This window comes from Terrabacter sp. MAHUQ-38 (assembly GCF_014518425.1).
GTDB lineage: Bacteria > Actinomycetota > Actinomycetes > Actinomycetales > Dermatophilaceae > Terrabacter.
On sequence record NZ_JACVCU010000002.1, the window covers coordinates 19,475 to 45,970 of the forward strand.

The 26,496-nt window shown below is 70.9% G+C and carries 22 protein-coding genes; 13 read left to right on the forward strand and 9 right to left on the reverse strand.

The window, feature by feature from the left end:
* Positions 1-21: 21 nt before the first annotated feature.
* Positions 22-1,140: a glycine cleavage system aminomethyltransferase GcvT gene (gene gcvT / locus H9I49_RS07120; protein WP_188029684.1), complete on the reverse strand. Its 1,119-nt coding sequence runs from the start codon at positions 1,138-1,140 to the stop codon at positions 22-24.
* A gap of 162 nt (positions 1,141-1,302) precedes the next feature.
* On the opposite strand from gcvT, the gene H9I49_RS07125 reads away from it, so the two are divergent.
* Positions 1,303-2,772: a leucyl aminopeptidase gene (locus H9I49_RS07125; protein WP_188029685.1), complete on the forward strand. Its 1,470-nt coding sequence runs from the start codon at positions 1,303-1,305 to the stop codon at positions 2,770-2,772.
* A 97-nt stretch (positions 2,773-2,869) separates the two neighbouring features.
* On the opposite strand, the gene H9I49_RS07130 is transcribed toward H9I49_RS07125, so the two are convergent.
* Positions 2,870-3,058 (reverse strand): DUF5302 domain-containing protein, encoded by a 189-nt coding sequence (locus H9I49_RS07130; RefSeq protein WP_188029686.1) that lies wholly within the window; start codon positions 3,056-3,058, stop codon positions 2,870-2,872.
* Between the two features lie 132 nt (positions 3,059-3,190).
* A complete protein-coding gene (locus H9I49_RS07135) occupies positions 3,191-3,538 on the reverse strand; it encodes a hypothetical protein (RefSeq protein ID WP_188029687.1) in 348 nt (115 codons plus the stop codon).
* Positions 3,539-3,736: 198 nt separating this feature from the next.
* On the opposite strand from H9I49_RS07135, the gene lpdA reads away from it, so the two are divergent.
* Genes lpdA through H9I49_RS07150 form a run of 3 tightly spaced genes read left to right on the forward strand, consistent with a single transcriptional unit; the run spans position 3,737 to position 7,943 of the window.
* Positions 3,737-5,116, forward strand: coding sequence for a dihydrolipoyl dehydrogenase (gene lpdA, locus H9I49_RS07140; RefSeq protein ID WP_188030406.1), 1,380 nt, complete (start codon positions 3,737-3,739; stop codon positions 5,114-5,116).
* A gap of 31 nt (positions 5,117-5,147) precedes the next feature.
* Complete coding sequence (gene sucB, locus H9I49_RS07145) at positions 5,148-7,010, forward strand: 2-oxoglutarate dehydrogenase, E2 component, dihydrolipoamide succinyltransferase (RefSeq protein ID WP_188029688.1); 1,863 nt, start codon at positions 5,148-5,150, stop codon at positions 7,008-7,010.
* Between the two features lie 24 nt (positions 7,011-7,034).
* Positions 7,035-7,943, forward strand: coding sequence for a TIGR01777 family oxidoreductase (locus tag H9I49_RS07150; protein WP_188029689.1), 909 nt, complete (start codon positions 7,035-7,037; stop codon positions 7,941-7,943).
* Here H9I49_RS07150 and H9I49_RS07155 read toward each other — a convergent pair.
* Both H9I49_RS07155 and H9I49_RS07160 read right to left on the reverse strand, forming a co-directional pair.
* Complete coding sequence (locus H9I49_RS07155) at positions 7,921-9,552, reverse strand: serine/threonine-protein kinase (protein WP_188029690.1); 1,632 nt, start codon at positions 9,550-9,552, stop codon at positions 7,921-7,923. The genes H9I49_RS07150 and H9I49_RS07155 overlap by 23 nt on opposite strands.
* A gap of 66 nt (positions 9,553-9,618) precedes the next feature.
* Positions 9,619-10,686 carry a Gfo/Idh/MocA family protein gene (locus tag H9I49_RS07160; protein WP_188029691.1) on the reverse strand — a complete coding sequence of 356 codons (1,068 nt, stop codon included), beginning with the start codon at positions 10,684-10,686 and terminating at the stop codon, positions 9,619-9,621.
* A 36-nt stretch (positions 10,687-10,722) separates the two neighbouring features.
* Between H9I49_RS07160 and lipB the strand changes: the two genes are divergently transcribed.
* From lipB to H9I49_RS07185, 5 genes are all read left to right on the forward strand, one after another.
* Complete coding sequence (gene lipB, locus H9I49_RS07165; RefSeq protein ID WP_188029692.1) at positions 10,723-11,382, forward strand: lipoyl(octanoyl) transferase LipB; 660 nt, start codon at positions 10,723-10,725, stop codon at positions 11,380-11,382.
* Between the two features lie 54 nt (positions 11,383-11,436).
* The gene (locus H9I49_RS07170) at positions 11,437-12,399 is read left to right on the forward strand and encodes an ABC transporter ATP-binding protein (RefSeq protein WP_188029693.1); all 963 of its coding nucleotides are present in this window, start codon (positions 11,437-11,439) and stop codon (positions 12,397-12,399) included.
* Positions 12,396-13,445, forward strand: coding sequence for an ABC transporter permease subunit (locus H9I49_RS07175; RefSeq protein WP_188029694.1), 1,050 nt, complete (start codon positions 12,396-12,398; stop codon positions 13,443-13,445). Before H9I49_RS07170 ends, H9I49_RS07175 begins: the two co-directional genes overlap by 4 nt.
* Before the next feature lie 366 nt (positions 13,446-13,811).
* Complete coding sequence (gene lipA, locus H9I49_RS07180; RefSeq protein ID WP_188029695.1) at positions 13,812-14,837, forward strand: lipoyl synthase; 1,026 nt, start codon at positions 13,812-13,814, stop codon at positions 14,835-14,837.
* A 5-nt stretch (positions 14,838-14,842) separates the two neighbouring features.
* Positions 14,843-15,577, forward strand: coding sequence for a DUF4191 domain-containing protein (locus tag H9I49_RS07185; protein ID WP_188029696.1), 735 nt, complete (start codon positions 14,843-14,845; stop codon positions 15,575-15,577).
* A gap of 93 nt (positions 15,578-15,670) precedes the next feature.
* Here H9I49_RS07185 and H9I49_RS07190 read toward each other — a convergent pair whose 3' ends face one another.
* Positions 15,671-16,153 (reverse strand): RDD family protein, encoded by a 483-nt coding sequence (locus tag H9I49_RS07190; RefSeq protein WP_188029697.1) that lies wholly within the window; start codon positions 16,151-16,153, stop codon positions 15,671-15,673.
* Between the two features lie 199 nt (positions 16,154-16,352).
* Here H9I49_RS07190 and glnA (H9I49_RS07195) point away from each other — a divergent pair, with 199 nt between their 5' ends.
* The 4 genes from glnA (H9I49_RS07195) (at position 16,353) to H9I49_RS07210 (ending at position 20,603) form a co-directional block, all read left to right on the forward strand.
* Positions 16,353-17,777 (forward strand): type I glutamate--ammonia ligase, encoded by a 1,425-nt coding sequence (gene glnA / locus H9I49_RS07195; protein WP_188029698.1) that lies wholly within the window; start codon positions 16,353-16,355, stop codon positions 17,775-17,777.
* Positions 17,778-17,991: 214 nt separating this feature from the next.
* Complete coding sequence (locus H9I49_RS07200) at positions 17,992-18,897, forward strand: hypothetical protein (protein ID WP_188029699.1); 906 nt, start codon at positions 17,992-17,994, stop codon at positions 18,895-18,897.
* Positions 18,898-18,924: 27 nt separating this feature from the next.
* Positions 18,925-19,368, forward strand: coding sequence for a DUF1810 domain-containing protein (locus tag H9I49_RS07205; RefSeq protein WP_188029700.1), 444 nt, complete (start codon positions 18,925-18,927; stop codon positions 19,366-19,368).
* A 248-nt stretch (positions 19,369-19,616) separates the two neighbouring features.
* Positions 19,617-20,603 carry a peptidoglycan-binding protein gene (locus H9I49_RS07210; protein ID WP_188029701.1) on the forward strand — a complete coding sequence of 329 codons (987 nt, stop codon included), beginning with the start codon at positions 19,617-19,619 and terminating at the stop codon, positions 20,601-20,603.
* 39 nt (positions 20,604-20,642) lie between these two features.
* On the opposite strand, the gene H9I49_RS07215 is transcribed toward H9I49_RS07210, so the two are convergent.
* The 3 genes from H9I49_RS07215 to glnA (H9I49_RS07225) form a co-directional block, all read right to left on the reverse strand.
* On the reverse strand, positions 20,643-21,914 hold the full coding sequence (locus H9I49_RS07215) for an MFS transporter (RefSeq protein WP_188029702.1): 1,272 nt from the start codon (positions 21,912-21,914) through the stop codon (positions 20,643-20,645).
* Positions 21,911-24,943 (reverse strand): bifunctional [glutamine synthetase] adenylyltransferase/[glutamine synthetase]-adenylyl-L-tyrosine phosphorylase, encoded by a 3,033-nt coding sequence (locus H9I49_RS07220; protein ID WP_188029703.1) that lies wholly within the window; start codon positions 24,941-24,943, stop codon positions 21,911-21,913. Before H9I49_RS07220 ends, H9I49_RS07215 begins: the two co-directional genes overlap by 4 nt.
* 112 nt (positions 24,944-25,055) lie before the next feature.
* Complete coding sequence (glnA, locus tag H9I49_RS07225) at positions 25,056-26,393, reverse strand: type I glutamate--ammonia ligase (protein ID WP_188029704.1); 1,338 nt, start codon at positions 26,391-26,393, stop codon at positions 25,056-25,058.
* Between the last annotated feature and the right edge of the window lie 103 nt (positions 26,394-26,496).

Here is a 26,496-nt window from a genome sequence, read left to right on the forward strand (position 1 = left end):
CCGCGGGCCGACACCCGCCGGTCAGGACTCGCGGACCTGCACCTGCACGAACGGCGGCTTGACGACCGTCGCCTCCACCGCACGACCGCGCACGTCGACCGTCACCGTCTCGCCGTCGGCGATCTCGGGGGTGAGCAGGGCGAGCGCGATGCCCTGCCTGAGCGTCGGCGAGAAGGTGCCCGACGTCACCTCGCCGGCGGCCGAACCGTTCCACGACACCGTGCAGTGCGGCCGCGGGATGCCGCGACCGGTCACGAGCAGGCCCCGCATGAGCCGGGTCGGGTTGGCCCGCTCGGCCTCGAGGGCGGCCTTGCCCCAGAAGGTCTCCTTCTTCCAGCCGACGGCCCAACCGGCGCGGGCCTGGACAGGCGAGATCTCGAGCGAGAGGTCCTGGCCGTGCAGCGGGTAGCCCATCTCGGTGCGCAACGTGTCGCGCGCGCCGAGGCCACACGGCATACCCCCGAAGGTCTCGAGCGAGGCGACCAGCGCGTCCCACAGGGCCGGCGTGTCGTCCCAGCGCGGCACGAGCTCGTAGCCTCGCTCGCCGGTGTAGCCCGTGCGGCAGACGATGACCGCCCGCCCCTGCCAGTCGGCCTCGACGAAGGACATGTACTCGTGCCCGGTCGGGAGGCCCAGCGAGTCGAGCAGCTCGTCGCTCTTCGTTCCCTGCACGGCGATGACGCCGTGGTCACGGTGCAGGTTCGTCACCGTGATGCCTTCGGGCGCGGCGGCCTCGAGACGGCGCACGACCTCAGCGGTGTTGGCGGCGTTGGGAATGAGGAACACGTCGTCGTCGGACTTGAGGTAGACGATGAGGTCGTCGACGACCCCGCCCGCATCGTCGCAGCACAAGGTGTACTGCGCCGAGCCCGGTTGGATGCGCCGGACGTCGTTGGTGAGGCACGCGTTGACGAAGTCAGCGGCGCCCGGTCCCGTCACGGACGCCTTGCCGAGGTGGCTCACGTCGAAGATCCCGACGCGCTCGCGCACCGCGGTGTGCTCGGCGACGACGCCTCCGCCCGGGTACTCGATCGGCATGTCCCAACCGCCGAAGTCGGCCATCTTGGCTCCGAGGGCGACGTGGCGGTCATGGAGCGGGGAGGTGAGCGGGGAGGTCGTCCCCGACGTCGCTGTCGTCATGGGCGCCAACCTACCGCTCGGCGGGTATGCCGCTTCCGCTCGTTATCATCGGACGCCGCCACCAGCGGCGGCGTCGCCCGCACCACCACGTGCACCACCGACCCGACGCCAGGACGCGCTGTGACTCGTGCGCCCACAAGCACCTCGACAAAGGAGTCCTTCGTGGCCAACCTGACCATCTCGAACCGCTCGGCCGCCGACACCCCCGGCGACGCGCTCGTCGTCGCGCTCGTCTCGGGTGACAGCGGCGCCGCCCTGGCCCCCGGTCACGGCCTGCCTCGCAAGACGGTCTCGCACCTCAAGTCCGTCGTCGCCGACCTCGAGCTGGCCGGGAAGGTCGGTGAGGTGACCACCATCGCCGCCGTGCCCGAGGTGACCGCGAAGCTCGTCGTGCTGGCCGGGGTCGGGGAGCTCGCGACCGACCCCGCTGGCCTCGAGGAGACCCGCAAGGGTTTCGGTGCGGCGATCCGGACGCTGAGCAAGAAGAAGAAGGTCGCTGTCGTCGTGCCGGGGACGTCGGTCGAGCTCGTGGCCGCGGTGGCCGAGGGGGTCGCCCTCGGCGCGTATGCCGTGTCGAAGGCCGGCACGACGAGCACGGACGCCGTCGCCGCGGTCGCGCTCGTGGGCCCGGCCGACGCCGTGTCACGCCGGGCGGTCAAGCGTGCCGCGGCGATCGGCGAGGCCGTCGCCTACACGCGCGACCTCGTCAACCTCCCGCCGAACCTGCTGTATCCGGCGACGTTCGTCGACTCCCTCTCCGACCGCATCAAGGGCACGAAGGTCAAGCTCAAGTCGTACGACATGAAGGCGCTACGCGCCGGCGGGTTCGGTGGCACGGTCGGCGTCGGGCAGGGTTCCGCCAACGAGCCGCGCATTGCCGTGCTCAGCTACACGCCGTCGCGGTCCAAGGCCTCCATCGCCTTCGTCGGCAAGGGCATCACCTTCGACTCTGGTGGCCTGTGCATCAAGCCGGCGAACGGCATGCTGACGATGAAGTGCGACATGGCCGGCGCGGCCGCCGTCGCGGGCGCGGTCCTCGCGATCGCCGAGCTGGGCCTGCCCATCACCGTCACCGGCTACCTCGGCCTCGCCGAGAACATGCCGAGCTCGACCGCGCAGCGCCCGAGCGACGTCGTGACGATGCGCGGCGGCAAGACCGTCGAGGTGCTCAACACCGACGCCGAGGGTCGCATGGTGCTCGGCGACTGCATCGCGCTCGCGTCGGAGAGCAAGCCCGACGCGATCGTCGACATCGCGACGCTGACCGGGGCCCAGGTCGTCGCGCTCGCCAACACGGCTGCGGTCATGGGCAACGACGACGACTTCCGCACCCGCGTGCTCGAGGCGGCGCAGTCGGTGGGCGAGTCGATGTGGCCGATGCCGTTGCCCAAGGAGCTGCGCCCGGGCCTCGATTCGATCAACGCCGACATCGCGCACAAGGGCGGCGCCGAGGGCGGCATGCTCACGGCCGGTCTCTTCCTCGGCGAGTTCGTCGGTGAGGGCATCCCGTGGGGCCACCTCGACATCGCCGGCCCCGCCTACAACGACAAGGCGCCGGCCGGCTACTGGCCCAAGGGCGGCACCGGCTTCGGCGTGCGCACGCTCGTCGGCCTCGCCGAGTCCTACACCTGATCCCCTGACCGTCGAGAGGCCACGTTCCGGAGGTGTGCCAGAGGTCAGCGACCTCGGGGGCAACCGGAACGTGGCCTCTCGACGTGGTGAGCCGGGGTCAGCCGCCGGACTTGCGGCGGAACATCTGCTGGGCCTTGGCCGGCCCGTGCGCGCCGTGCACCTTGGAGCGGTCGTGGTCGTCGGAGACGTCCTTGCCGCCGTGTGCGTGCTTCTTGTCGAGGGCGGCCCGGAACTTGGCCTTCATCTCCTCGCTGGGACCGCTTCCTGCGCCATCCTGCTTCGACATTCGAGTACCTCCTGTTGTGCTGTGGCGCCGAATCCGGCACGGACTGAACGCCTTTTCACCCTGTCAGCCAACCGCGGTGCGGTCCAGCCCATATCGTCCGGGGCGCCTCGTGTCGGGTGCCGGGGTGCCGGCTCAGGCGTCGCCCCGGCGGCGCCGCTTGCTCCACTCGCGCATGCGGTTGGGGTAGCCGGTCTGGTTGACGTCGTAGACGGGGATGCCGAGCTTCTGGCTCATCTCGAAGCCGTCTCTGGCGGACCCGACCGCGCGTCGTGTCCACTCGCCGTCCCAGGCGATGAGCACGATCGTCGTCGTCGTGACGCTCGTGGCGGGCTCGACGTACGCCTCGACGCCTCGCCGGGACTCGACGAAAGCGCGGAGGTGTTGCTCGACCGCCTTGCGGTCGATCTGCATCTGCGGCCCGTCGGAGCGCCCGGGGCGGATGTCGCCCTTGCGGCCGCCACGCCGTGAGAACCAGCCCATGGCGGCACTGTACGGGGTCGACCCGTGCCCGCCACCGCAGCAACCCGCGCGGCGTGACCTGCCTGTGACGTCTCCGTCGATCAATGACAAGATGCTCTTGCACGTCCCCCGAGCGTCCACCGACGTTCACCCTGCACGTCCCTGGACTCCGCTGCACGACGGCCGGAGCGGGTGACCGACCTGAAGGAGCACTCACTTATGTCGGCTGGTGCCGCAGGCGACTACGACGTCGTCATCCTCGGTGGGGGGTCGGGCGGCTACGCCTGTGCCCTCCGGTCGGCAGAGCTTGGCCTGTCCGTGGCCCTCGTCGAGAAGGGACGCCTGGGCGGCACGTGCCTCCACCAGGGCTGCATCCCGACGAAGGCGCTCCTGCACGCAGCCGAGGTCGCCGACGTCGCCCGTGAGGGCGCGTCGTTCGGCGTGAAGACCACCTTCGAGTCGGTCGACATGACGGGTGTCAACGCATACAAGGACGGCGTCGTCGGCCGTCTCTACAAGGGCCTGCAGGGCCTGGTGAAGGCAGCCAAGATCGACTACGTCGAAGGCGCAGGTGTCCTCGACGGGCCGCGTACCGTCGTCGTCGGCGACCGCCGCGTCACCGGGCGCAACCTCGTGCTCGCCACGGGCAGCTACGCGAAGTCGCTGCCCGGGCTCGAGATCGGCGGCCGCATCATGACGAGCGAGCAGGCCCTCGCGATCGAGGACGTGCCGGCGCGCGTCGTCGTCCTCGGCGGTGGCGTCATCGGCGTCGAGTTCGCCTCGGTGTTCAAGAGCTTCGGGTCCGAGGTCACGATCGTCGAGGCGCTGCCACGGCTCGTGGCCGCCGAGGACGAGGCCATCAGCAAGCAGCTCGAGCGCTCGTTCCGCAAGCGCAAGATCGCCTTCAAGACCGGTGTGCGTTTCGCGGGCGCGACCCAGCGGGGTGACGTCGTGACGGTGTCGCTCGAGTCGGGCGAGACCATCGACGCAGACCTGCTCCTCGTCGCGGTCGGCCGTGGCCCCGTCACCGACGGCCTGGGCTACGAGGCGGCCGGCGTCGCCGTCGACCGCGGCTTCGTGCCGACCGACGAGCGACTGCGCACCAACGTGGAGGGCGTGTACGCCGTCGGCGACATCGTGCCCGGGCTCCAGCTCGCGCACCGCGGGTTCGCGCAGGGCATCTTCGTCGCCGAGGAGATCGCGGGCCTCGCGCCGGCTGTCATCGAGGAGACCGGCATCCCCCGGGTCACCTACTGCGACCCGGAGATCGCGAGCGTGGGCCTCACCGAGCCGCAGGCCCGAGAGAAGTACGGCGACGTGGCGACCTACGAGTACAACCTCGGCGGCAACGGCAAGTCGCAGATCCTCGGAACGCAGGGCTTCGTCAAGCTCGTGCGCCGGGTCGACGGCCCGATCGTCGGGGTCCACATGATCGGCGCCCGGATGGGCGAACAGATCGGCGAGGCACAGCTCGTCGTCAACTGGGAAGCACACCCGGAGGACGTCGCCAGTCTCATCCACGCGCACCCCACACAGAACGAGGCACTCGGCGAGGCACACTTGGCCTTGGCGGGCAAGCCGCTGCACGCACACGCTTGAGCCAGACACTGGGAAGAGGAGAAAACACGTCATGTCAGAACGCGTGACCATGCCGGCCCTGGGTGAGTCAGTCACCGAGGGGACCGTCACCCGCTGGCTGAAGAACGTCGGTGACCGCGTCGAGATCGATGAGCCACTGCTCGAGGTCTCGACGGACAAGGTCGACACCGAGATCCCCTCACCCGTGGCGGGCACGCTGCAGGAGATCCTCGCCCAGGAGGACGACACGGTGCCGGTCGGTGCCGACCTCGCCGTGATCGGCGACGGTGCCGCTCCGGCCGGTGGGGGCGAGGCTCCCGCCGCCGCCCAGGAGCAGCCGGCCCAGGCGCAGCAGGACCAGGCGCAGCAGGACCAGCAGGCAGCGCCGGCGCCCGAGGCCCCGAGCACCGAGCAGGAGCCGCAGCCCGCGACGAGCGAGCCCGAGGCCGAGCAGGCCGAGCAGCCGCAGGCCGCCGCATCGACCGCCGGTGGCGGCGAGGGCCAGACGGTCACGATGCCGGCGCTCGGCGAGTCCGTCACCGAGGGCACGGTCACGCGGTGGCTCAAGGCCGAGGGCGACGAGGTCGCCGTCGACGAGCCGCTGCTCGAGGTCTCGACCGACAAGGTCGACACCGAGATCCCGTCCCCGGTCGCTGGCACGCTGACGAAGATCCTCGTCCAGGAGGACGACACCGTGCCGGTGGGGGCCGACCTCGCCATCGTCGGTGGCAGCGCCCCTGCCGCCCAGGCCCAGCCCGAGAAGGCCCCGGAGCCCGCACCCGCCGCCGAGCCGGAGAAGGCCCCCGAGGCCGCACCGGCGCCCCAGCAGGCGCAGGCCGAGGCGCCCGCACAGGAGCAGCCGGAGGCGACCCCGGAGGCCGCCGGCAAGCCCGCGGACGCCGAGCGTCCGCCCGCCCAGCAGTCGCCCGAGGCCGCGGAGCCGGCCCAGCCGGAGCCCGCGTCCGCGCCCTCGCGCGATGACGCCGCCTCGTACGTGACGCCGCTCGTGCGCAAGCTCGCGTCCCAGCACGGCGTCGACCTGGGCTCGGTAGCGGGCACCGGGGTCGGCGGCCGCATCCGCAAGCAGGACGTCCTCGACGCGGCCGAGGCCGCCAAGGTCCCGGCCGAGCCCGCGGCACCGGCTCAGCCCGCTGCCGCGGCTACGGCAGCCAGCGCGCCGAGCGCCCCTGCCACGGCGGAGGTGTCGCCCAAGCGCGGCACGCGCGAGAAGATGAGCCGTCTGCGCAAGGTCATCGCCACGCGCATGGTCGAGTCGCTCCAGGTGTCGGCTCAGCTGACGACCGTCGTCGAGGTCGACCTGACGAAGGTCGCCCGCCTCCGCGCCAGGGTCAAGGGCGACTTCGAGGCACGCGAGGGCACGAAGCTCAGCTTCCTGCCGTTCATCGCGCTCGCCGCGACGGAGGCCCTGAAGGCGCACCCGATGGTCAACGCGAGCGTCGAGGGCGACGAGATCGTCTACCACGGCAGCGAGAACCTCTCGATCGCCGTGGACACCGAGAAGGGCCTCATCGTCCCGGTCGTGAAGAACGCCGGCGACCTCAACATCGCCGGGCTCGCCCGCGCCATCGCCGACGTGGCGGCGCGCACGCGCAGCAACAAGATCACGCCCGACGACCTCGCCGGTGGCACGTTCACCATCACCAACACCGGCAGCCGCGGTGCGCTCTTCGACACCCCGATCATCAACCAGCCGCAGGTCGCCATCCTCGGCACCGGCGCGATCGTCAAGCGTCCTGTCGTCGTCACCGACTCCGACGGCGGCGAGACCATCGCGGTCCGCTCGATGATGTACCTCGCGCTGTCGTACGACCACCGCATCGTCGACGGGGCCGACGCCGCTCGGTTCCTGGGCACGATGAAGACCCGGCTCGAGGAGGGCCGCTTCGAGGCCTGACGTCTCTGGCGTCAGGACCAGACCATGACGAAGCGCGTCGCCATCACCGGCTCGTCCGGCCTGATCGGCGGCGCGCTTCGTCGTCGCCTTCTCGAGCGCGGTGACGAGGTGGTGCGCCTCGTGCGCCGCCCACCATCGGCTCCGGACGAGATCCATTGGGACCCCTCACGGGGCCGGCTCGCCCCGGAAGCCCTTGACGGGGTCGACGGCGTCGTCAACCTCGCCGGCATCGGTATCGGCGACCGCCGCTGGAACGCCGAGCACAAGCGCGAGGTCGAACGCTCACGCACGGACGCCACGGGCACGATCGCCCAGGCTCTCGCCGCACACCACGAGCGCACCGGGGCCGCCATCCGCCTCGTGAACGCCTCGGCAGTCGGCTACTACGGCGACCGCGGAGACGAGGTCCTCACCGAGAGCAGCTCTCCCGGCCAGGACTTTCTCGCCGGCGTCGTCGGTCGCTGGGAAGGGGCGGCCCAGCCCGCGGTCGACGCCGGTGTCCCCGTCGCCTTCACCCGCAGCGGTCTCGTGATGGCCCCCGACGGCGGTGCGTTCCAGCCGATCCTCCTGCTCGGGCGGCTCGGGCTCGGCGGGCCGATGGGCACGGGCCGCGAGTGGTGGCCCTGGATCACGCTCGCCGACGAGACCCGCGCCATCATCCACCTGCTCGACCACAGCGAGCTCGTCGGCCCGTTCAACCTCGCCGCACCGGAGGCCTCACGACAGAAGGAGATCGCCGCGACGATCGGCCGGGTGCTGTCGCGTCCGGCAGTCCTGCCGGCACCGCGCGTCGCGCTGCGAGCGGTTATCGGTGAGTTCGCCGACTACGTGCTCGCGAGCCAGAGGGTCGAGCCGGCAGGTCTCCTCGCCTCGGGCTTCACGTTCGAACACCCTGGCCTCGAGGGCGCCGTCAGGTGGCTGGTGCGTCGCTGATCGACGCGATGCGCCACCCCCTGGCATCGCGCGCCAGCGAGAAGTCGAGCAGGCGCCCCGAGTCGGGCGGTCGAGCGACCCTGGTGCCATCGCTCCACACGACCGCGTATGCCGTCCAGTCGACGCGGGCGCGCAGCACCGCCTTCGTGGACGTGCCTGACACGAAGGCCGACTCGGCCACCTCGAGCCGCAGACCGGTCCACCGCACCTGTGACTCGACGAGTCTCGCGACGAGCGCCCGGTCGCTTGCCGCGCTCGGCGACCGCGGTGCGTGGACGTCGTCGAGCGCCGAGGCGTCCCGGGCGACGAGGACCGCGCAACGCCGGTCGCTGAGCACCTGGAGAATCTCCTCCGGATGGGCCGACGGACTGGCAGGGTCGCGGAGCAGCCGGTCGACAGGCCCCGGCTCCGCCGTCGACCTGTGGGTCGGGATGCGCGCCGTCGGTGCGGCGGCCCTGCCGGGTGTGACCGGCCGGCTCGTCGACGGCTGCTCCAAGCCCGCGGGTGGTCCGTCAGGGGCCCGTGCCGCCAGGGCCCAGCCGGCAGCCGCGAGCACCGGGATCGCGAAAAGCATTGCGGTTGCGAGCCGGCGGGGCCATCGGGACGGCCATCGGGAGGGCCATCGAAGTCGCCGGCCGCGCAGCCGCCCCAGCGTCCAGCCGCCCAGGCGCCGCCAGCCACGGCGCGGCACATGTGCCGGGCCAGGCACCTCGCGACTGGCCTGGGCGCGCAGGCGATGGGTCAGGGCCGAGGCCTCGTCCGCGCCGAGGACGACCTCGATGGGCTCGGCCGAGGCCGCCTCGTAGAAGCGCCGGGCGAGCTCGGCGGCGCTCGGCCGGCGTTCCGGCTCCGGGTCGATGCACGCGGCGACGACGTCGGCCAGCTCGGGCCCGACATGGCTGAGCACGGTCTCGGGATCGAGCCGCATCATCGTGTCGGGTGCTCCGTTGCCCGTCGCGCAGAACCACGCGACGGCGCCGAGCGCGTACACGTCCGCCGCCTCTCCCGGCTCGGACCCCAGCCGGACCTCGGGCGCGACGAAGCCGGATGTGCCATGGACGTCGCCCGGCTCGTGACCGGCGACCCGCGCCGCCCCGAGGTCGAGCAGGACCGGACGGCCGGTGGCCGTCACCGTGATGTTGGACGGCGAGATGTCTCCGTGCAGGCCGCCGGCCGAGTGCAGGTGCGCGACGGCCTCGCAGACGGGTGTGAGCACGGTGACGACCTCACCGGGGCGCATGTGACCGCGGCTGCCGACCATGGCGCGCAGCACCGCGCCACGGACGAGATCGAAGACGAGGGCATCACGTCCGTCGTCCAGGGGTACGACGGCGCGCAGGCGCACGAGATGGTCGTGCTGGACGGCCATCAGCACCTGCTGCTCGACGAGAGCCTGGCGGGCGTCGACGTCACCGCGGCACCGGTGCGGGATCTTGACCGCCACCCGTCGGCCGGTGGCATCCACCCCGGACCACACGACGGCGGAGCCGCCCCGTCCGAGGATGGTGTCGAGCCGGTGGCCGGGCACGTCGGGCCGCTCGACCACGTCGGATGTGCGGCTCTCGTCCACGCCGTCAGGGCCGTGCTTGCGGTGCTGCTCGTCGATCACCCGCCCATGAAACCAAGCGCCGTCCTGATCGCGGGCACGTCATCCACAGGCCCGGAGACCGACCGTTCAGGGGGTCTGTCCGGGGGTCACGACCTCGACGACGCGGCCGCCACGCGCGCTGGTCCGCGCCGCGTCGATGACGGCCAGCACATGGACGGCGTCGCGCGGGTCGACGGGCATCGTCGCCTGCGGGTCCGAGCCAGCCAACGCCGCGGCGACGGCCCGGTAGAAGTCCGCCTGGTCGGCGTCGGTGACGACGGGCCCGGGCTCTCGCTCGTCGCCCCGCACGATCCAGCCCACGGCGTCGCCGTCGTTCTCGAACTCGGTGAACGAGCTGACCGAGTCGAACTGCCGCCCGATGACGAACGACCCGGTTGACCCGTTGACCCGGGCCCGGGGCCCGGGCGCGCCGTTGACCGAGCTCGACATCACATGGCTGACGACACCGGAGGTGTGGCGGCAGGCCAGGAAGGTGTCGTCCTCGGCGACGGTCGTCCGCGAGTCGACCTCGGCGTAGACCGACTCGACCTCGCCGTGGAGCAGCACGGCCTGGTCGACGAGGTGGCTCTGCAGATCGAGGAGAAGGCCACCACCCTCGACGGCCGACGCCTGCTCACGCCAGCGCCGCCTCGGCTCTGGACGCCAACGGTCCCACCGGTACTCGGCCCGCCAGATCTCCCCGACGAGCCCTTCGTCGCGCACGGTGCGCAGTGCGGCGAGCTCGGGGTCGAAGCGGCGGTTGTTGAAGACGGTGAGCGGCACGCCGTGGTGGGCGGCCTGGTCGACGACGTCGAGCGCCTGGCTCGCGTCGACCGCCAGCGGCTTGTCGACGACGATCGGGAGGCCTGCCCCGATGACCTGCTCGGCCTGCTCGGCATGCACGCCGCTGGGCGACGCGAGCACGACGAGGTCGAGGCCGTCGACCGCGAGCAGCGCCTCGAGATCGGGCACGACCTCGGTGCCGGGCAGGTCGGCGCGCACCTCGTCGGCGCGGGTCGCGTTCGACGTCGAGACGACGGCCACGGTGAGCCCGGCACGCACGATGAGCGGCGCGTGGATGCCGCGGCCGGCGGAGCCGTAGCCGACGAGGCCGACGCGCAGGGGGGTGGACGGGGACGGCTCGGCAGACGGCATTCCGGCATCGTATGCCGCCCGGCGTAGGGTGGCCGCATGCGCTTCGTGCACCTCGGCCTCGACCCCGACTTCGTCGACTACGAGCGGGCGTGGCAGGTCCAGCGCGACACCCACGCGAAGGTCGTCGCCGGCGAGGAGCCCGACACCGTCTACCTGCTCGAGCACCGAGCCGTCTACACGGCGGGCAAGCGCACCGAGCCCCAGGAACGGCCGAACGACGGCACGCCGGTCATCGACGTCGACCGCGGCGGCAAGATCACGTGGCACGGGCCGGGTCAGATCACGGGCTACCCGATCGTCCGGCTCCCCGCCCCGATCGACGTCGTCGGTTACGTGCGGCACATCGAGGAGATGATGATCCGCGTGTGTGCCGACTTCGGCGTGGAGGCCGGCCGCGTCCAGGGCGAGAGCGGCACATGGATCGCCGCCGACGACCGGGGCCCGCGACGCAAGATCGGGGCCATCGGCATCCGCGTGAGCCGGCAGGTCGCGATGCACGGCTTCGCGTTCAACGCCAACCCGGACCTCTCGTGGGGCGACGTCATCATCCCGTGCGGCATCCTCGATGCCGGCGTCACCTCGCTCTCCTTCGAACTTGGCCGCGACGTCCCCGTCACCGAGGTCCTCCCCCACGTCGAGAAGCACCTGGCCGACATCCTGCCGACGCTCCAACCCAACCGCCGCGTCCTCGCCTGACCCTGCTCCACCCCCTAGGGTGTCGAACACACACCGGTCGAACCAGGGGGATCGATGGACGTCGCCGTCCGCACCACCAACCTACGCAAGACGTACGTGAGCAGAGGCTCGCGCCGGGTCGCGGTCCAGGGCCTGTCCATGGCCGTGCCACACGGCGGGGTCCACGGGTTCCTGGGCCCGAACGGCTCGGGCAAGACGACGACGATCCGGATGCTGCTGGGTCTCGTCCGCCCCGACTCAGGCACCGCCGAGCTCTTCGGTGAGGCGGTACCCCGCCGCCTCCCCCAGGTCATGGACCGGGTGGGCGCCATCGTCGAGTCCCCGAAGTTCTTCCCGGCCTTCTCCGCGCGCCAGAACCTCGTGCTGCTCGCGGGCGCCATCGGCACGCCGCGCCACCGCGTCGACGAGGTGCTCGAGGCCACGCACCTCGCGGACCGGGGGCGTGACCGGTATGCCGGGTTCTCCCTCGGCATGAAGCAGCGCCTCGCGATCGCAGCCACGCTCCTAAAAGACCCGGACCTGCTGATCTTCGACGAGCCCACCAACGGTCTCGACCCTGCAGGCATCCGCGAGGTGCGTGACACCATGAGATCGCTTGGCGCACAAGGCAAGACGGTGCTCGTCAGCTCTCACATCCTTGCCGAGGTCGAGCAGGTCGCCGACACGGTCTCGATCATCGGGCAGGGGGCGCTGCTGGCCGAGGGCGCCGTGAGCGACATCCTCGGCGGGTCCGGCGTCGCGCAGGTCCGCGTCGGGGTCGCGGCACCCGACCGCGCCGAGCAGGTGCTCCGCGACGCAGGTTTCACCCCCACCCGCGACGGCCAGTACCTCGTCGTCGGCGTCGAGGACCCGTCCGCCGTGACGCGAGCGCTCGCCGGCCACGGCCTCTACGTGAGCGAGCTCGTCCCGATCCGCCCAGACCTCGAGTCGGCGTTCCTCGCGCTGACGGCCGACCAAGGTCTCGGGAGCGATGCCGACCGAGCCGCCGGTGGCCGGACGACAGGCGGTGCGGCATGAGCGAGACGCTCGTCAGCAGGGAGTCCCGGCCGCGCAGTGAGCTGCGGCCGTCGGGCACGTCCTTCGCCGGCCTCGTAGGCGTGGAGGTGCGTCGCCTCTGGTGGCGCCGCCTCACGAAGGCCGTCGTCGTGGCCGTCGTGCTCTTCACCGGCGCCACCATCTACAACGCGTACAACGCCAGCTCGCCCGAGCGTCTCGCCCAGCAGCTCGACGAGTACCGCACCATGCAGGAGCAGCTACCCCGCATGGTCGAGGACTGCCGCAAGCAGCAGGCGATGGAGCGGGATCGCAGCGGGGACCCGACGATCGACTTCGGGTGCGACCAGCAGGGCCAGGCTCCGACGCTGGAGCAGATGGGGCTCTCGCTGCCCGTCGCGGACTCGATGACCGCGGAGATCGCCAAGGTCAGCGCCCTCCTGTTCGCCTTTCTCGCTCTCCTGCTCGCGGCGAGCTTCGTCGGGGCGGAGTTCTCGACCGGCTCGATGGGCACGTGGCTCACCTTCCAGCCGCGCCGGGTCCGCGTCGCCACGAGCAAGCTCGCCGCCGCGGCGTTGGGCGGCGCGGTCCTCGCCGTTCTGGGGCTGGTGCTGACCAACCTCGGTGCGCGGATGATCGCGGTGGTCAACCGACCGGGGGCCGGGCTCCAGCTGCCCGACCCTCCCGCGATCGGCGAGCCGTTGGCGGTACTGGGCCTGCGCGTCGTCGCGCTCACGCTCGGCGCCGGGCTGGTCGGCGCTGCCCTCGGGCTTCTGCTGCGGCACACCGCCGCGATCATCGGCGTCGTGCTCGGGTTCGCCGTGGTCATCGAGGGAATCGTCGTCCAGGCGTTCTTCGAGGGCCGGCTACAGCAGTGGTCCGTCCTCAAGAACATGGAGGCGTTCGTGGAGAAGGGCACGACGTACTTCGCCGAGACCTGCACCGACTCAGGCTGCGACTACGCATCGCACACGATCACGTACACCCACGGCTGGGTGTACCTGCTCAGCCTCGTCCTCGTCATCGTGGCGGCCGGCGTCGTCTCCTTCCGTCAGCGCGACGTCACCTGACCTGTCGATCCGCGCCGGGGTCGTTCGTCGTATGTGTGGTCGGACGAGCCGGCCACGAACGAAGGAGTGATGACATGTCGCCGATCCCGCCGTCGCCACCTACCCATACCCCTACCTCAGCGCGGCCCGTGCCGACTTCCTCCGCCGGCTCGCGGCCTGGGGCGATGCGGCCCTGGCCTACGAGGAGGCCGTTGCGCTCGCCGGCAACGAGGTCGAGCGCGCCTTCCTGCTCGGCCGTCTCGAGGAGGTCCGCGCCCGCCAGGGGCGGTGGGCGTGAGGCCACGGGGCGGCATACGGGCGTGGTCGGTGGCGTTGTCACGGAGGCGTAACCTGTCCGGAGCAGCAAATCCCGACCAAGGAGCCCCTGTGTCTGTCGTTCCCGACGGCCGTCGTCTGCTGCGCGTCGAGGCGCGCAACGCCGAGACCCCCATCGAGCGCAAGCCGTCCTGGATCCGGACGACCGCGAAGATGGGCCCCGAGTACACCGCCCTGCACTCCATGGTGAAGTCCGAGGGACTGCACACGGTGTGCCAGGAGGCGGCCTGCCCCAACATCTTCGAGTGCTGGGAGGACAAGGAGGCCACGTTCCTCATCGGGGGTGACGTGTGCACCCGGCGTTGCGACTTCTGCGACATCGCGACGGGCCGCCCCACCGACCTCGACCTCGACGAGCCGCGCCGCGTGGCCGAGTCGGTGCGTCAGATGGGCCTGCGCTACTCCACCGTCACCGGCGTCGCCCGTGACGACCAGCCCGACGGCGCCGCCGGGCTCTACGCCGAGACGATCCGCCAGATCCACCTGCTCAACCCCAACACGGGCGTCGAGATCCTGCCGCCCGACTTCGGCGCCAAGCCGGAGCTCGTCGGGCAGGTCTTCGACGCGCGTCCGGAGGTGTTCGCGCACAACCTCGAGACCGTGCCGCGGATCTTCCGCCGCATCCGTCCGGCGTTCACCTACGAGAAGTCGCTGAAGGTCCTCTCGATGGCGCGCGCGGCCCAGCTCGTCACGAAGTCGAACCTCATCCTGGGCATGGGCGAGACCGACACCGAGATCGAGGAGGCGATCCGCGACCTGCACGACGCCGGCTGCGACATCCTCACGATCACCCAGTACCTGCGGCCCTCGAAGCTGCACCACCCGATCGACCGGTGGGTCAAGCCGGAGGAGTTCGTCCACTGGTCCGAGCTCGCCGAGGAGATCGGTTTCAAGGGCGTCATGGCCGGTCCGCTCGTGCGCTCGTCGTACCGCGCCGGGCGCCTCTGGGCGACGGCCATGCGCAAGTGGGGCCGCGAGATCCCCGCGCATCTGTCCCACCTCGCCGAGGCCGCTGGGTCACCTGCCCGCCAAGAGGCGGCGTCGTTGGTGGCGCGTGCGCAGAGCGCCGTATCCTGAGCACCATGGCACGCAACAAGGACGGCGACTCGACGAGCACGCCCCAGGAGAAGAAGCAGGGACGGCTGTCCCAGATCCGTGAGGTCTACCGGGTCTCCAGGCAGGCTGACCCGCTCATCGGCTGGTACATGCTGCTCTCGTTCCTCGTGGTCTTCGGGGTGCTGCTCGTCGTCGGCTTCCTGGTCAAGCTCCCGTGGATCCTCGGAGCCTTCGGGGTCCTCTTCGGCATCCTCGCCGCGACGATCGTGATGAGCCGTCGGGCCGAGCGCGCCGCCTACACCCAGATCGAGGGGCAGGCAGGCGCCGCCGGCGCCGCGCTCACCTCGATCCGCCGCGGGTGGTACACCGATCGCGAGCCGGTCGCCGCCGACGTCGCCCGCGCCGGTGACATCAGCTCGGCCGCGATGGTCTACCGCGCCCTCGGCCGTCCGGGCGTCGTGCTCGTCGGCGAGGGCCCGACCGGCCGCGTCCAGAAGCTGCTCGCCGCCGAGAAGAAGCGCGTCGAGCGTGTCGCTCCGGGCGTGCCCGTCACGACCCTGCGGGTCGGCAGCGGCGAGGACGAGGTGCCCCTGCCGAAGCTCGCGAGCAAGGTGCAGCGCCTCAAGCCGCAGATCACCAAGGACGAGATGGCCATGGTCAACAAGCGACTCAAGGCCCTCGGCGGCATGCGCGCCCCGCTGCCGCCGGGCGTCGACCCGATGCGTGCCCGCATGGACCGGAAGGCCTTGCGCGGCAAGTGATCCCGGGGTGATCCCGGCGTATGCGGAAGGGCGGGCTCCCGGGGAGCCCGCCCTTCTGCATATGCCGAGGTTCTTCGCCTATCGGCGCCCGCGTCAGCGCGTGCGCACGATGACCGTGTTGGGCACCTTGTCGTGCAGCCCACGCCCGTTGCGGTCCCAGACGACAGCGGGGATGAACAGGCACAGCAGGATCGTGCGCACGACCGCCTGGATGGGCATGACCCGTGCACCGCCGAGGGAACGCACCTGGAGGCCGGCGACGCGGTGGCCGATGGTGTAGCCGATCGTGCCGACGAGCAGCAGGTGCATGAGGGCGAAGACGCCGAGCACGACGAAGTTCTGCGCACCCGTCGCCGGCGGCTGCGCGAACGGCAGGGGCACCGAGAAGGTCCCACGCGCGATGAGCGCCGCGATCCCCCAGTCGATCAGCACGCCCACGAGGCGGATGCCGAAACCGGCGATCGATCCCGGGCCGCTCGGCGGCAGACCGAGATCACGGCCCCGGTACTCCTCCTGGGCGCTCGTGCGTGCGCGCGGGCCCTCGAGCCACGAGCCGAAGTCCTTGCGGTCCACCACGGCACCAGCGTAACGAGACACGAGCCGGGCGCTTTGCCCGGGCCTGCCCATCCCGTAACACCCGCGAAACATTGGGGTCATTGCCGAGAAATCGGTTGTCGATAGTGTCGTCCCCGACAGCACGAGGCCGTCCTCGATCTGCAACGCCCCGAGCGCTCGCGATCACCGAGGACGACCTCGCCCCACATCAGGAGGTTGGATGTTCAGCTCAGCTGACGAGGTCCTCAAGTTCATCAAGGACGAGGACGTCAAGTTCGTCGACATTCGGTTCTGCGATCTGCCCGGTGTCATGCAGCACTTCAACGTGCCGGCTGAGACGGTCGACAAGGACTTCTTCACCGTTGGTCAGATGTTCGACGGCTCGTCGATCCGCGGCTTCCAGGCCATTCACGAGTCGGACATGAAGCTCGTGCCGGACCCCGCGACGGCGTTCGTCGACCCGTACCGCGTCGAGAAGACGCTGGTCATGAACTTCTCGATCCTCGACCCGTTCACCGACGAGCGCTACAGCCGCGACCCGCGCAACATCGCGAGCAAGGCCGAGGAGTACCTCAAGTCGACGGGTATCGCCGACACCGCCTACTTCGGTGCCGAAGCCGAGTTCTACGTCTTCGACGACGTGCGCTTCGAGACGAAGCAGAACGCCGGGTACTACTACATCGACTCCATCGAGGCCGCGTGGAACACCGGTCGTGAGGAGGAGGGCGGCAACAAGGCGTACAAGACCCGCTACAAGGGCGGCTACTTCCCCGTCTCCCCCGTCGACCACTTCGCGGACTTCCGCGACCAGGTCTGCCTCCAGCTCAAGGAGGTCGGGCTCAACGTGGAGCGCAGCCACCACGAGGTGGGCACCGCCGGGCAGATGGAGATCAACTACCGGTTCAACACGCTGCTGCACTCCGGCGACGACATCATGAAGTTCAAGTACGTCGTCAAGAACCAGGCGTGGGCCGCCGGTCGCACTGCCACCTTCATGCCGAAGCCGCTCTTCGGTGACAACGGCTCGGGCATGCACACGCACCAGTCGCTCTGGAAGGACGGCGAGCCGCTGTTCTACGACGAGCGCGGCTACGGCGGCCTGTCGGACCTCGCGCGCTGGTACATCGGTGGCCTGCTCAAGCACGCCCCGTCGCTGCTCGCGTTCACGAACCCGACGATCAACAGCTACCACCGTCTGGTCCCGGGTTACGAGGCGCCCGTGAACCTGGTGTACTCGGCCCGCAACCGCTCGGCCTGTGTGCGCATCCCGATCACGGGCACCTCGCCGAAGGCCAAGCGCATCGAGTTCCGCGTCCCGGACCCGTCGGCCAACCCGTACCTCTCCTTCGCGGCCCAGCTCATGGCCGGCCTCGACGGCATCAAGAACCGCATCGAGCCCCCGGAGCCCGTGGACAAGGACCTCTACGAGCTGCCGCCCGAGGAGCACGCGGCCATCGAGCAGGTCCCGGGCTCGCTCCCCGAGGTGCTCAACGCGCTCGAGGCCGACCACGAGTACCTGCTCGAGGGCGACGTGTTCACCCAGGACCTCATCGAGGCCTGGATCGAGTACAAGCGCAAGAACGAGGTGGACCCGATCCGCTTCCGCCCGCACCCGCACGAGTTCGAGATGTACTTCGACATCTGACGGAGCGAAGCGGAGTCTGATGTCGAACGACGAGCTCAGCGACATCTGACGGAGCGAAGCGGAGTCTGATGTCGAACGACGAGCTCAGCGACATCTGACCGGAACAGCCGCAGCCGACAGGCGCGGACCCCACGAGGGGTCCGCGCCTGTCGTCGTGTCGGGAGAGGGTGAATTGACCGCGGCTGGGGCCGATGGGCGAGTAGCGTCATTTGTCATGGCAGCAGGAGTCGTTGCACCGACCGAGACCGGTCCTGGGCCGGCCCTCCAGACGTATCGCTACCTGAGGCTGACGCTTGCCCTCCCGGCGGTCTTCCTCATAGTCGCGACGCTGCTCGAGGCGTGGAACCAAGGCGCGTTCCGCCAGTCCATCAGCGACTCCTACCAGGGGCCGGTCCGCGACGTCTTCGTGGGAGCCCTGATGGCCTCGGGCGTCTGCATGATCGCGTACAAGGGTCGCTCGAAGCTCGAGGACTACGCGCTGAACTTCGGCGGCTTCAACACCTTCTTCGTCGCTCTCGTGCCGAACAACTTCACCCAGGTCCTGCGCGACGCGCCGACCGGATCGCTCGGCGCCACAGGCACAGCCACGCGCGAGCAGATGCTGACGAACCTCCGGCTGGTTCTCGCGGCGTTCCTGCTGGTGGCGGTGGTCTTTGTGGTCCTCGACGCGAGGCTCATGCAGTGGAGTGCGATCCGGTGGCAGAACCAGCAGCCCGTCTCGAACGTTCTCGTCGTCGTCTCGTGGGTCGCTGAGGTCGTGTTCATCGTCGTCGTCGGTGGGGTGCTCATGGGCTGGGAGACGCTGTTCGGCGCGTCGATCTTCGGCATCGTCCACTTCGCCGCCGCGGGGCTCCTCATCGCGAACCTGTCCTTCGCGGTGGCCAGCCACGCGTTCCCCGACAAGCTGCGGACCGCAGCGGATGACGCTCCCGAACCCCCTTCGACGCAGATGTTCTACCGGGTGGTCGTCGCCCTGATGTGGCTCGGTCTGCTCGTCGGCGGCTTCGCCATCGCGAAGAACGTCAGCTACTCGGTGCTGGCCACGGAGTACTACGAGATCGTCATGTTCCTTCTCTTCTGGGCCGTCGCGACCCGCCACGGCTGGAACCCGACGGTCTGAGCACGCCTCGCGGGGTACGTCCCGTCCATGACCGGCGACCCGTACGACCTCGACCGCTTCGTCCGCGCCCAGGACTCGGGCGCCACCTATGCCGCAGCCCTGGCCGAGCTGCGGGCGGGGACGAAACGGGGGCACTGGATGTGGTTCGTCCTGCCCCAGGTCGCCGGCCTCGGGCGCAGCGAGACGGCCCAGCGGTATGCCGTGTCGGGCCTCGCGGAGGCCCGTGCCTACCTGCGCCACCCCGTCCTCGGCCCGCGGCTGCGCGAGTGCGCCGACGCCCTCGACGCGCTGGACACGACCGACCCCGTCGAGGTGCTCGGCAGCATCGACGCGACGAAGCTGCGTTCGTCGATGACGCTCTTCGAGAGGGCGGCGGCCGACGGCACGGAAGCGGAGCCGTTCGTGCGGGTGCTCGACCACTTCTTCGGGGGTCGCCGCGACGACGCGACCGCCGGGATCCTCGGGTCGTGACGCCGGCCGGCACGGCTCAGCCTGATCCAGAGCGGCGAGGTGACGAATTCCACGCGTGTCGTTCCCACCCTCGACCCCGGGAATGTGCATCAAGCGGACAAATGGGTTAAAGTGCCGCACCCGCGTTCGCAGGTCTCTCTGACGGCCTCTCTCCACGCGCCCGGGATCACAACACAACAGCCCTCGCGCTCGCCGCCCTGCCCTCGCGCAGGAGCGGATTCCGTCCCCATCCGTCTCGGAGAACCCGCATGAACCACACCCTCAACCCTCGACGCCTCCGGGTGGTCGTCCTGTTGTTGTCGGCCGTCGCCTCTGTCGCCATCGTCTCGTCCGTCGCACCCGCCGCCACGGCCGGTGGCGGTCCCCCCGCTCCCGCGACGCCGACGGGCCTGCCGACCTCCATCGAGGGCCTGTCCCCCTACGTCGGGCCGACCGGCTGCGACCTGCGCACCCGGACGGGTTCGCTCAAGCTCGCCAAGCTCATCCAGGCCACCTACGCCAACACCTACGGCCTGTCCCGCACCTGCACCTCAGCCACGACGCCGTCCTCGGAGCACTTCGACGGCCGAGCCGTCGACTCCTTCTTCAACGTCCGCAACACGACCGAGCGCGCCGAGGCCAGTGCCCTGTTGACCTGGCTGCTGAAGTACGACGCAGCCGGCAACCGCTACGCCAACGCTCGCCGTCTCGGCGTCATGTACATCATCTGGAACAACAAGATGTGGAGCTCGTACCGCGCGGGCGAGGGCTGGCGCCCGTACAGCAACTGCGCCGACACGCCCTCGTCGGCGTACGACACGGCCTGCCACCGCAACCACATCCACGTCAGCCTCTCGTGGGAGGGCGCCCAGGGGCGGACGTCGTTCTGGACGAAGGCGGTCGCCCCGGTCGACTGGGGCCCGTGCCGCCCGGCCGACCTCAACTGGTCGGCGGGACAGGCCGCGTACAACCCGCGGCCGTGCCCGCGCTACGCCGTCGTCAAGGCTCCGTCGGGCGCGAGCTCGCTGCTCAAGGAGATGGTCCCGCGGTCCGGCATGGTGCTGCGTCCGGGCATGGCCGGGCCCGCGGTCAAGACCGTGCAGAAGGTCATCGGCGTGACCGCGACCGGCACGTTCGGCTCGACGACGAAGGATCGCCTCATGGCCTGGCAGCGCGCCCACGGTCTCGATGCCAGCGGCATCACCTGGCCGACGACGTGGCGGGCGATGCTCGCGTCCAACGGCATGCCGCGCTGAGCCGAGCCCGCGGACGCGCGTCGTCGTCCTCCGCGTCGCTCAGGCGGCGTGGGAGGAGGACGACGGCGCGTAGGCGCGGTCGACGGCGCTTCGGACGTGGCGGTGGGGCCACGTCGCAGCCACGGCCGCGACGAGGCCCAGGCACACCGCCGCGCAGATCGTGACGCCGAGGTAGGCGTTGGTGTGCTGGCCGACCCACCCTGCGGCGAGGTACGACAACCCTGCTGCGGCGATCGACACCGACCCTGCGAGGCTGAAGATGCGGCCACGCAGCTGCGGCTCGGTGACGAGCGCGAACGTGGCCTGCAGCGGCACCATGAACGCCTGGAGCATGCCCGAGGCGAAGAAGATCACGGCCACCACGACCAGGGGCGGTTCCAGCGCCGTCAGCAGCAGCGGCATCGGCATCGCCAGCGCCAACGGCACGATCGAGCGGTTCTGCCGGTGCACGTCACGGCGGCCGATGACCAGGATGCCGACGACAGCACCCACGATCGGCGAGGCCATGAGCACGCCGCCCCAGGTGGTCGGACCGGCGATCGGGATCGCGAGCGCCTCGGGCGCCGCGATGGCGAGGCAGGCCACCGCGCTCAGGGTCACGAGCCGGGCGAGCACGGGGTGTCGCACAAGATCCGTCGCGGCCGTCGTGAGGTCACGGGCGAAGCCGCGCAGGCCGCGACCGCGTTGGCCGGTGATCGGCCGGAGCTCGACGACGAAGAGGATGACGAGAGCTGCGACGACGAACGTGACGAGGTCGAAGAGGAGCCCGGTCTCAGGACCGACGAGGGCGACGAGCGCCCCACCGACCGCGAGACCGATCGCCTGGTTGAACTGCTCGGACATGGCGCCGAGCCCCACGGCGCGGGCATACAGGTGCCGGTCCTCGAAGAGGTCGGTGAGCAGCACCATGTTGGAGGCGGTGGAGGCGCCCCCGATCAGCTCGAGGACGAAGAGCACGAGGAACATCGGCCACAGCGACGCGCCGGTGAGGACGAGCCACATGAGCCCGAGGACACACGTCGCCCGCAACAGGTGGGACCAGATGAGGACCCACTTGTAGGGGAACCGGTCCACGACCGGCCCGACGAGGCTGCGCCCGAAGAAAGACGGCACCAGGCTGACCGCGAGGGTCGTGGCCGTTGCGAGCGGCGACCTGGTCACGTCGTAGACGACGGCGGCGATCGTGACGCGCGCTATGAAGTCGCCCCACATCGACAGGGCGTTGGCCAGGAAGATGGGCAGGTACCGCGGAACGCGGAGGACGGCGGCGTACGTCGGCACGCTGGCGCCCTGCCCCTGGCTCGGATTCACGTGATGACGCTACCCCGAGGTGGGGAGTCGTAAAAGTTGAAATCAGTAGCATGGCGTGACCGCCGGGCTACCCGCCGCCACAGCTCCGCGAGGGCCGCGCCCTCCCCCGCCGGGCGGCCCATGATCCGGCCGATCCCATCGAGGTCGCGCACGTCGGAGGGGACGCTGTCGATGGGCCGTCCGCGCCACAGGACCCCGGCGTTGCGCATGAGCGCGCCGAGGCGCCACGCCTCCCGCAACGCCGCGACGTCCCCGGCGGAGAGCAGCCCCTCGGCGCCGAGCGCGTCGAGCCCCGCCATGGTGCCGGCCACCCTGAGCGCGGGCCGCTCGTGGGCGTGCTCGAGCTGGTGCAGCTGCACCACCCACTCGACGTCGGTCAGGCCACCGCGACCGAGCTTGATGTGGGTGCTCGGGTCGGCGCCGCGCGGCAGCCGTTCGCTCTCGACGCGGGCCTTGAGCGTGCGGATGTCGCGGACCTGGCTCTCGTCGAGACCGCCTTCGGGCCACCGGAACGGGTCGATGAGCTCGATGAACGCGTCGGCCAGGGACTGCGGTCCGGCGATCGGCGCGGCACGGAGCAGGGCCTGGAACTCCCATGTCAGGGCCCAGCGCTCGTAGTAGGTGCGGTAGGAGTCCAGGCTCCGCACGAGCGGCCCGTTCTTGCCCTCGGGCCGCAGGTCCGGGTCGAGCCCGAGCGCCGGGTCAGCTCCGGAGCCGGCCAGGAGCCGTCGCAGCTCCTGCACGACGAGGGTCGCACGCGCCTGGACGTCCTTCTCCGTCGACCCGGGGTGCGGCTGGTGGACGAACATCACGTCCGCGTCGGAGGCGTAGCCGAGCTCGCGGCCGCCGAAGCTGCCCATGGCCACGACGAGCACGTCGCCGCCGATCGGCGTCCCCTCGCGAGCCTCGACCTCCCGGATGGCCGCGTCGAGGGCGACCTGGATCGTCGCGCCGGTGAGATCAGTCAGAGCCGCGCCGACGGCGGGTAGGTCGATGACGCCGACGAGGTCGGACATGACGATGCGCAGCAGCTCGTGACGGCGGATCGCGCGCACCGCCGCGACGGCGTCGGCCGCGGACTCGCGCCTCCCGGCCGCCGACTGCATCGTCGCCGTGAGGGCCTCCCGAGTGCGTGGCGTCAGGCCGTTGTCGTCGCCCAGGATCGACACGCTCTCGGGCGAGCGCACGAGCAGGTCGGCGGCGTACCGGCTGCGGGCGAGGCAGTGCGCGAGCCGGTCGGCGGCCCGGCCCTCGTCACGCAGCATCTTGAGGTACCAGTGCGTCGTCCCGAGCTCGTCGGACACGCGGCGGAACGACAGGAGGCCCGCGTCCGGGTCGGCCTCGTCGGCGAACCAGCCGAGCATGACCGGGAGCAGGGTGCGCTGGATCGCCGCGCGCCGACTGACGCCCGAGGTCAGGGCCTCGAGGTGGCGTAGGGCGCCCGCGGGGTCGCGGAAGCCGAGTGCGAGCAGCCGCTGGCGGGCGGCCTCGGCGCTCAGCCGCGACTCGGTGGGACTGAGCTTGGCGGCCGCCGCGAGCAGCGGGCGGTAGAAGAGTCGCTCGTGCAGGCGCCGCACCTCGCGTGCCGCCGCCTGCCGGTCGGCGACGACGGCCTGCTCGGGATGGGTGCGGTGCCCCATGGCCCGGCCGAGACGGCGCAGGTCCGGCTCGGTCACGGGCATGAGGTGGGTGCGACGAAGACGGTGCAGCTGGATGCGGTGCTCGAGGCACCGGAGGTGGCGGTAGGCACGGTCGAGGATGGCTGCGTCGTCGCGGCCGACGTAGCCGCCGCGGGCGAGGGCCGTGAGGGCCTCGAGGGTCGTCGCGGACCGCAGGCTCGGGTCGGTGCGGCCGTGGACGAGCTGGAGCAGCTGGACGCTGAACTCGACGTCGCGCAGGCCACCCGGGCCGAGCTTGAGCTGGCGGGGGGCCTCGTTGGCCGGCACGTGCTGCTCCACCCGGCGACGCATCGCCTGGACGTCCTCGACGAACCGGTCGCGACTGGCGGCCTCCCACACCATCGGTGAGATCTCGGCCTTGTAGCGCAGCCCGATCTCCCTGTCACCCGCCGACACCCACGCCTTCAGCAGCGCCTGGAACTCCCAGGTCTTGGCCCAGCGCTCGTAGTACGCCTTGTGGCTGCTGACGGTACGCACGAGCGGGCCCTGCTTGCCCTCGGGACGCAGCGCCGCGTCGACGGGCCACAGGCTGCCTTCGGGCGTCGGCGTCGAGCAGGCCCGCATCGTCGCGGTCGCGAGAGCCGTGCCGACGCGCAGCGCCGTGTCCTCGTCGACGCCCTCGGCCGGCTCGGCGACGAAGATGACGTCGACGTCGCTGACGTAGTTGAGCTCCCCGCCCCCGGTCTTGCCCATGCCGATGATCGCGAGGCGGCACGCCTCGTGGCCCTCGCCGTACTCCTCGCGCGCGATCGCCAGGGCCGCCTCCAGGGCCGCCTCGGCCAGCTCCGCGAGGGCCTCTCCGACGGCGGGCATCTGCGCCAACGGGTCCGGAGACGTCACGTCGAGCGCCGCGATGCGCAGCAACCCGCGTCGGTACGCGATGCGCAGCGCGTCGAGCGGAGCCACGTCGCCGCGGTCCTCGGTGACGGCCCGGACGAGCTCGTCTCGCACCTGCTCCCCGGTGCGCCGCTCGGCACGCGCAGTGTCGAGCCAGTGCTCGGGGTGGCGGACCAGCTCGTCGACGAGGGCCGTCGACGCTCCGAGGACCCCCATCACGCGGTCCCGGCCGACGCCCTCCGTGGCGAGCTCACCCGCGAACGCGGAGATCCCCCAGTGCGGTGGGTCGCCACGCTGCTGGAGGGATTCCGCGACGCGCACGAGGCCGAGCAGCCCCTGGTCGGGGTCGGCGGTGTCACCGATGACGGCGACGAGGTCGTCGAGGAGGCCGTCGGGGACGGCTGCGCGCAACGGCAGCAACGCCCGGTCCTCGAGGAGCGCCGCAGCCCGGTTGGGGTCGGCGAAGCCGAGCCGGGCGAGGGCTCCCTCGGTGGTGCTGGTGCGAGATGACATCGGTCGAGCCGTTCGGTGTCAGAGGATGCGGGGCGCCTCGTCGTGCGACGGGCGTACGCATGGGGCTGCGTCGGAGGGCGCCGCGACGTCGACCGGCCGCGACGCCCCGCGGTCACAGCCTCGGCAGGTAGCGATCGAGCTCGAAGCGGCTGACCTCATGACGGTAGTCGAGCCACTCCTGGCGCTTGTTGCGCAGGAAGAAGTCGAAGACGTGCTCGCCCAGGACGTCGGCGACGAGCTCGCTCTCCTCCATGACCTCGAGCGCCCGGCCGAGCGAGGCCGGGAGCGGCTTGATCCCCATGGCCCGGCGCTCCGAGTCGGTGAGGCTCCAGACATCGTCCTCGGTCTCCGGGGGCAGCTCATAGCCCTCCTCGATGCCCTTGAGGCCCGCCCCGAGCAGCACCGCGAAGGCGAGGTAGGGGTTGCACGCGGCATCGAGGGAACGCACCTCGACCCGCGTCGACTGTCCCTTGTTCGGCTTGTGCATGGGCACGCGCACGAGGGCCGAGCGGTTGTTGTGTCCCCACGTCAGGTGGGCCGGAGCCTCCCCGCCACCCCAGAGGCGCTTGTAGCTGTTGACCCACTGGTTCGTGACCGCCGCGATCTCCGCGCCGTGCCGCAGCAGCCCTGCGATGAACTGCCGTCCGACCTTGCTCAGCTGGTAGGGGGCGCCCGCTTCGTAGAACGCGTTCGCGTCGCCCTCGAAGAGCGAGAGGTGCGTGTGCATGCCCGAGCCCGGGTGCTCGGTGAACGGCTTCGGCATGAAGGTCGCGTAGATGCCCTGCGTCAGGGCGACCTCCTTGACGACCGTGCGGAAGGTCTGGATGTTGTCGGCGGTGCTCAGCGCGTCGGCATAACGCAGGTCGATCTCGTTCTGGCCCGGTGCGCCCTCGTGGTGGCTGAACTCGACCGAGATGCCCATGTTCTCGAGCATCGTGATGGCGGCCCGCCGGAAGTCGTGCCCGGTGCCGTGCGGCACGTGGTCGAAGTAGCCGGCGTCGTCGACCGGGACGGGCCGCCCGTCGGCGTCACGCTCCTGCTCGAGCAGGAAGAACTCGATCTCGGGATGCGTGTAGAACGTGAACCCGAGGTCGGCCGCCTTGCCGAGGGACCGTTGGAGCACGTGCCGCGGGTCGGCGAAGCTCGGCGTGCCGTCGGGCAGCTGGAGGTCACAGAACATGCGCGCAGTGCCGGGCGGGTCACCGCGCCAGGGCAGGATCTGGAACGTCGAGGGGTCGGGCTTGGCCAGCATGTCGGCCTCGTAGACGCGCGCGAAGCCCTCGATGGCCGAACCGTCGAACCCGATGCCCTCGGCGAAGGCGCCCTCGAGCTCGGCCGGCGCGACGGCCACCGACTTGAGGGTGCCGAGGACGTCCGTGAACCACAGACGGACGAACCGGATGTCACGCTCTTCGATCGTGCGGAGCACGAACTCTTCCTGACGGTTCATGTGTCGATCCTGCCGCATCGCTGTTTCACGAATGTGACGACACACGTTTTGTGGGACCGGCCCCTTGCGTATGCCGTCGGGTGGGACGCGGAGGGCCCCCGGG

Excerpts from the sequence above, each read along its gene's own strand:
- H9I49_RS07200 (WP_188029699.1), top strand. The coding sequence starts at position 17,992 with ATGGCAGCAGGAGTCGTTGCACCGACCGAGACCGGTCCTGGGCCGGCC.
- H9I49_RS07210 (WP_188029701.1), top strand. The coding sequence starts at position 19,617 with ATGAACCACACCCTCAACCCTCGACGCCTCCGGGTGGTCGTCCTGTTG.
- glnA (WP_188029698.1), top strand. The coding sequence starts at position 16,353 with ATGTTCAGCTCAGCTGACGAGGTCCTCAAGTTCATCAAGGACGAGGAC.
- H9I49_RS07185 (WP_188029696.1), top strand. The coding sequence starts at position 14,843 with ATGGCACGCAACAAGGACGGCGACTCGACGAGCACGCCCCAGGAGAAG.
- H9I49_RS07150 (WP_188029689.1), top strand. The coding sequence starts at position 7,035 with ATGACGAAGCGCGTCGCCATCACCGGCTCGTCCGGCCTGATCGGCGGC.
- H9I49_RS07135 (WP_188029687.1), bottom strand. The coding sequence starts at position 3,538 with ATGGGCTGGTTCTCACGGCGTGGCGGCCGCAAGGGCGACATCCGCCCC.
- H9I49_RS07205 (WP_188029700.1), top strand. The coding sequence starts at position 18,925 with ATGACCGGCGACCCGTACGACCTCGACCGCTTCGTCCGCGCCCAGGAC.
- H9I49_RS07160 (WP_188029691.1), bottom strand. The coding sequence starts at position 10,686 with ATGCCGTCTGCCGAGCCGTCCCCGTCCACCCCCCTGCGCGTCGGCCTC.
- H9I49_RS07130 (WP_188029686.1), bottom strand. The coding sequence starts at position 3,058 with ATGTCGAAGCAGGATGGCGCAGGAAGCGGTCCCAGCGAGGAGATGAAG.
- sucB (WP_188029688.1), top strand. The coding sequence starts at position 5,148 with ATGTCAGAACGCGTGACCATGCCGGCCCTGGGTGAGTCAGTCACCGAG.
- gcvT (WP_188029684.1), bottom strand. The coding sequence starts at position 1,140 with ATGACGACAGCGACGTCGGGGACGACCTCCCCGCTCACCTCCCCGCTC.
- glnA (WP_188029704.1), bottom strand. The coding sequence starts at position 26,393 with ATGAACCGTCAGGAAGAGTTCGTGCTCCGCACGATCGAAGAGCGTGAC.
- lipB (WP_188029692.1), top strand. The coding sequence starts at position 10,723 with ATGCGCTTCGTGCACCTCGGCCTCGACCCCGACTTCGTCGACTACGAG.
- H9I49_RS07170 (WP_188029693.1), top strand. The coding sequence starts at position 11,437 with ATGGACGTCGCCGTCCGCACCACCAACCTACGCAAGACGTACGTGAGC.
- H9I49_RS07175 (WP_188029694.1), top strand. The coding sequence starts at position 12,396 with ATGAGCGAGACGCTCGTCAGCAGGGAGTCCCGGCCGCGCAGTGAGCTG.
- H9I49_RS07220 (WP_188029703.1), bottom strand. The coding sequence starts at position 24,943 with ATGTCATCTCGCACCAGCACCACCGAGGGAGCCCTCGCCCGGCTCGGC.
- lpdA (WP_188030406.1), top strand. The coding sequence starts at position 3,737 with ATGTCGGCTGGTGCCGCAGGCGACTACGACGTCGTCATCCTCGGTGGG.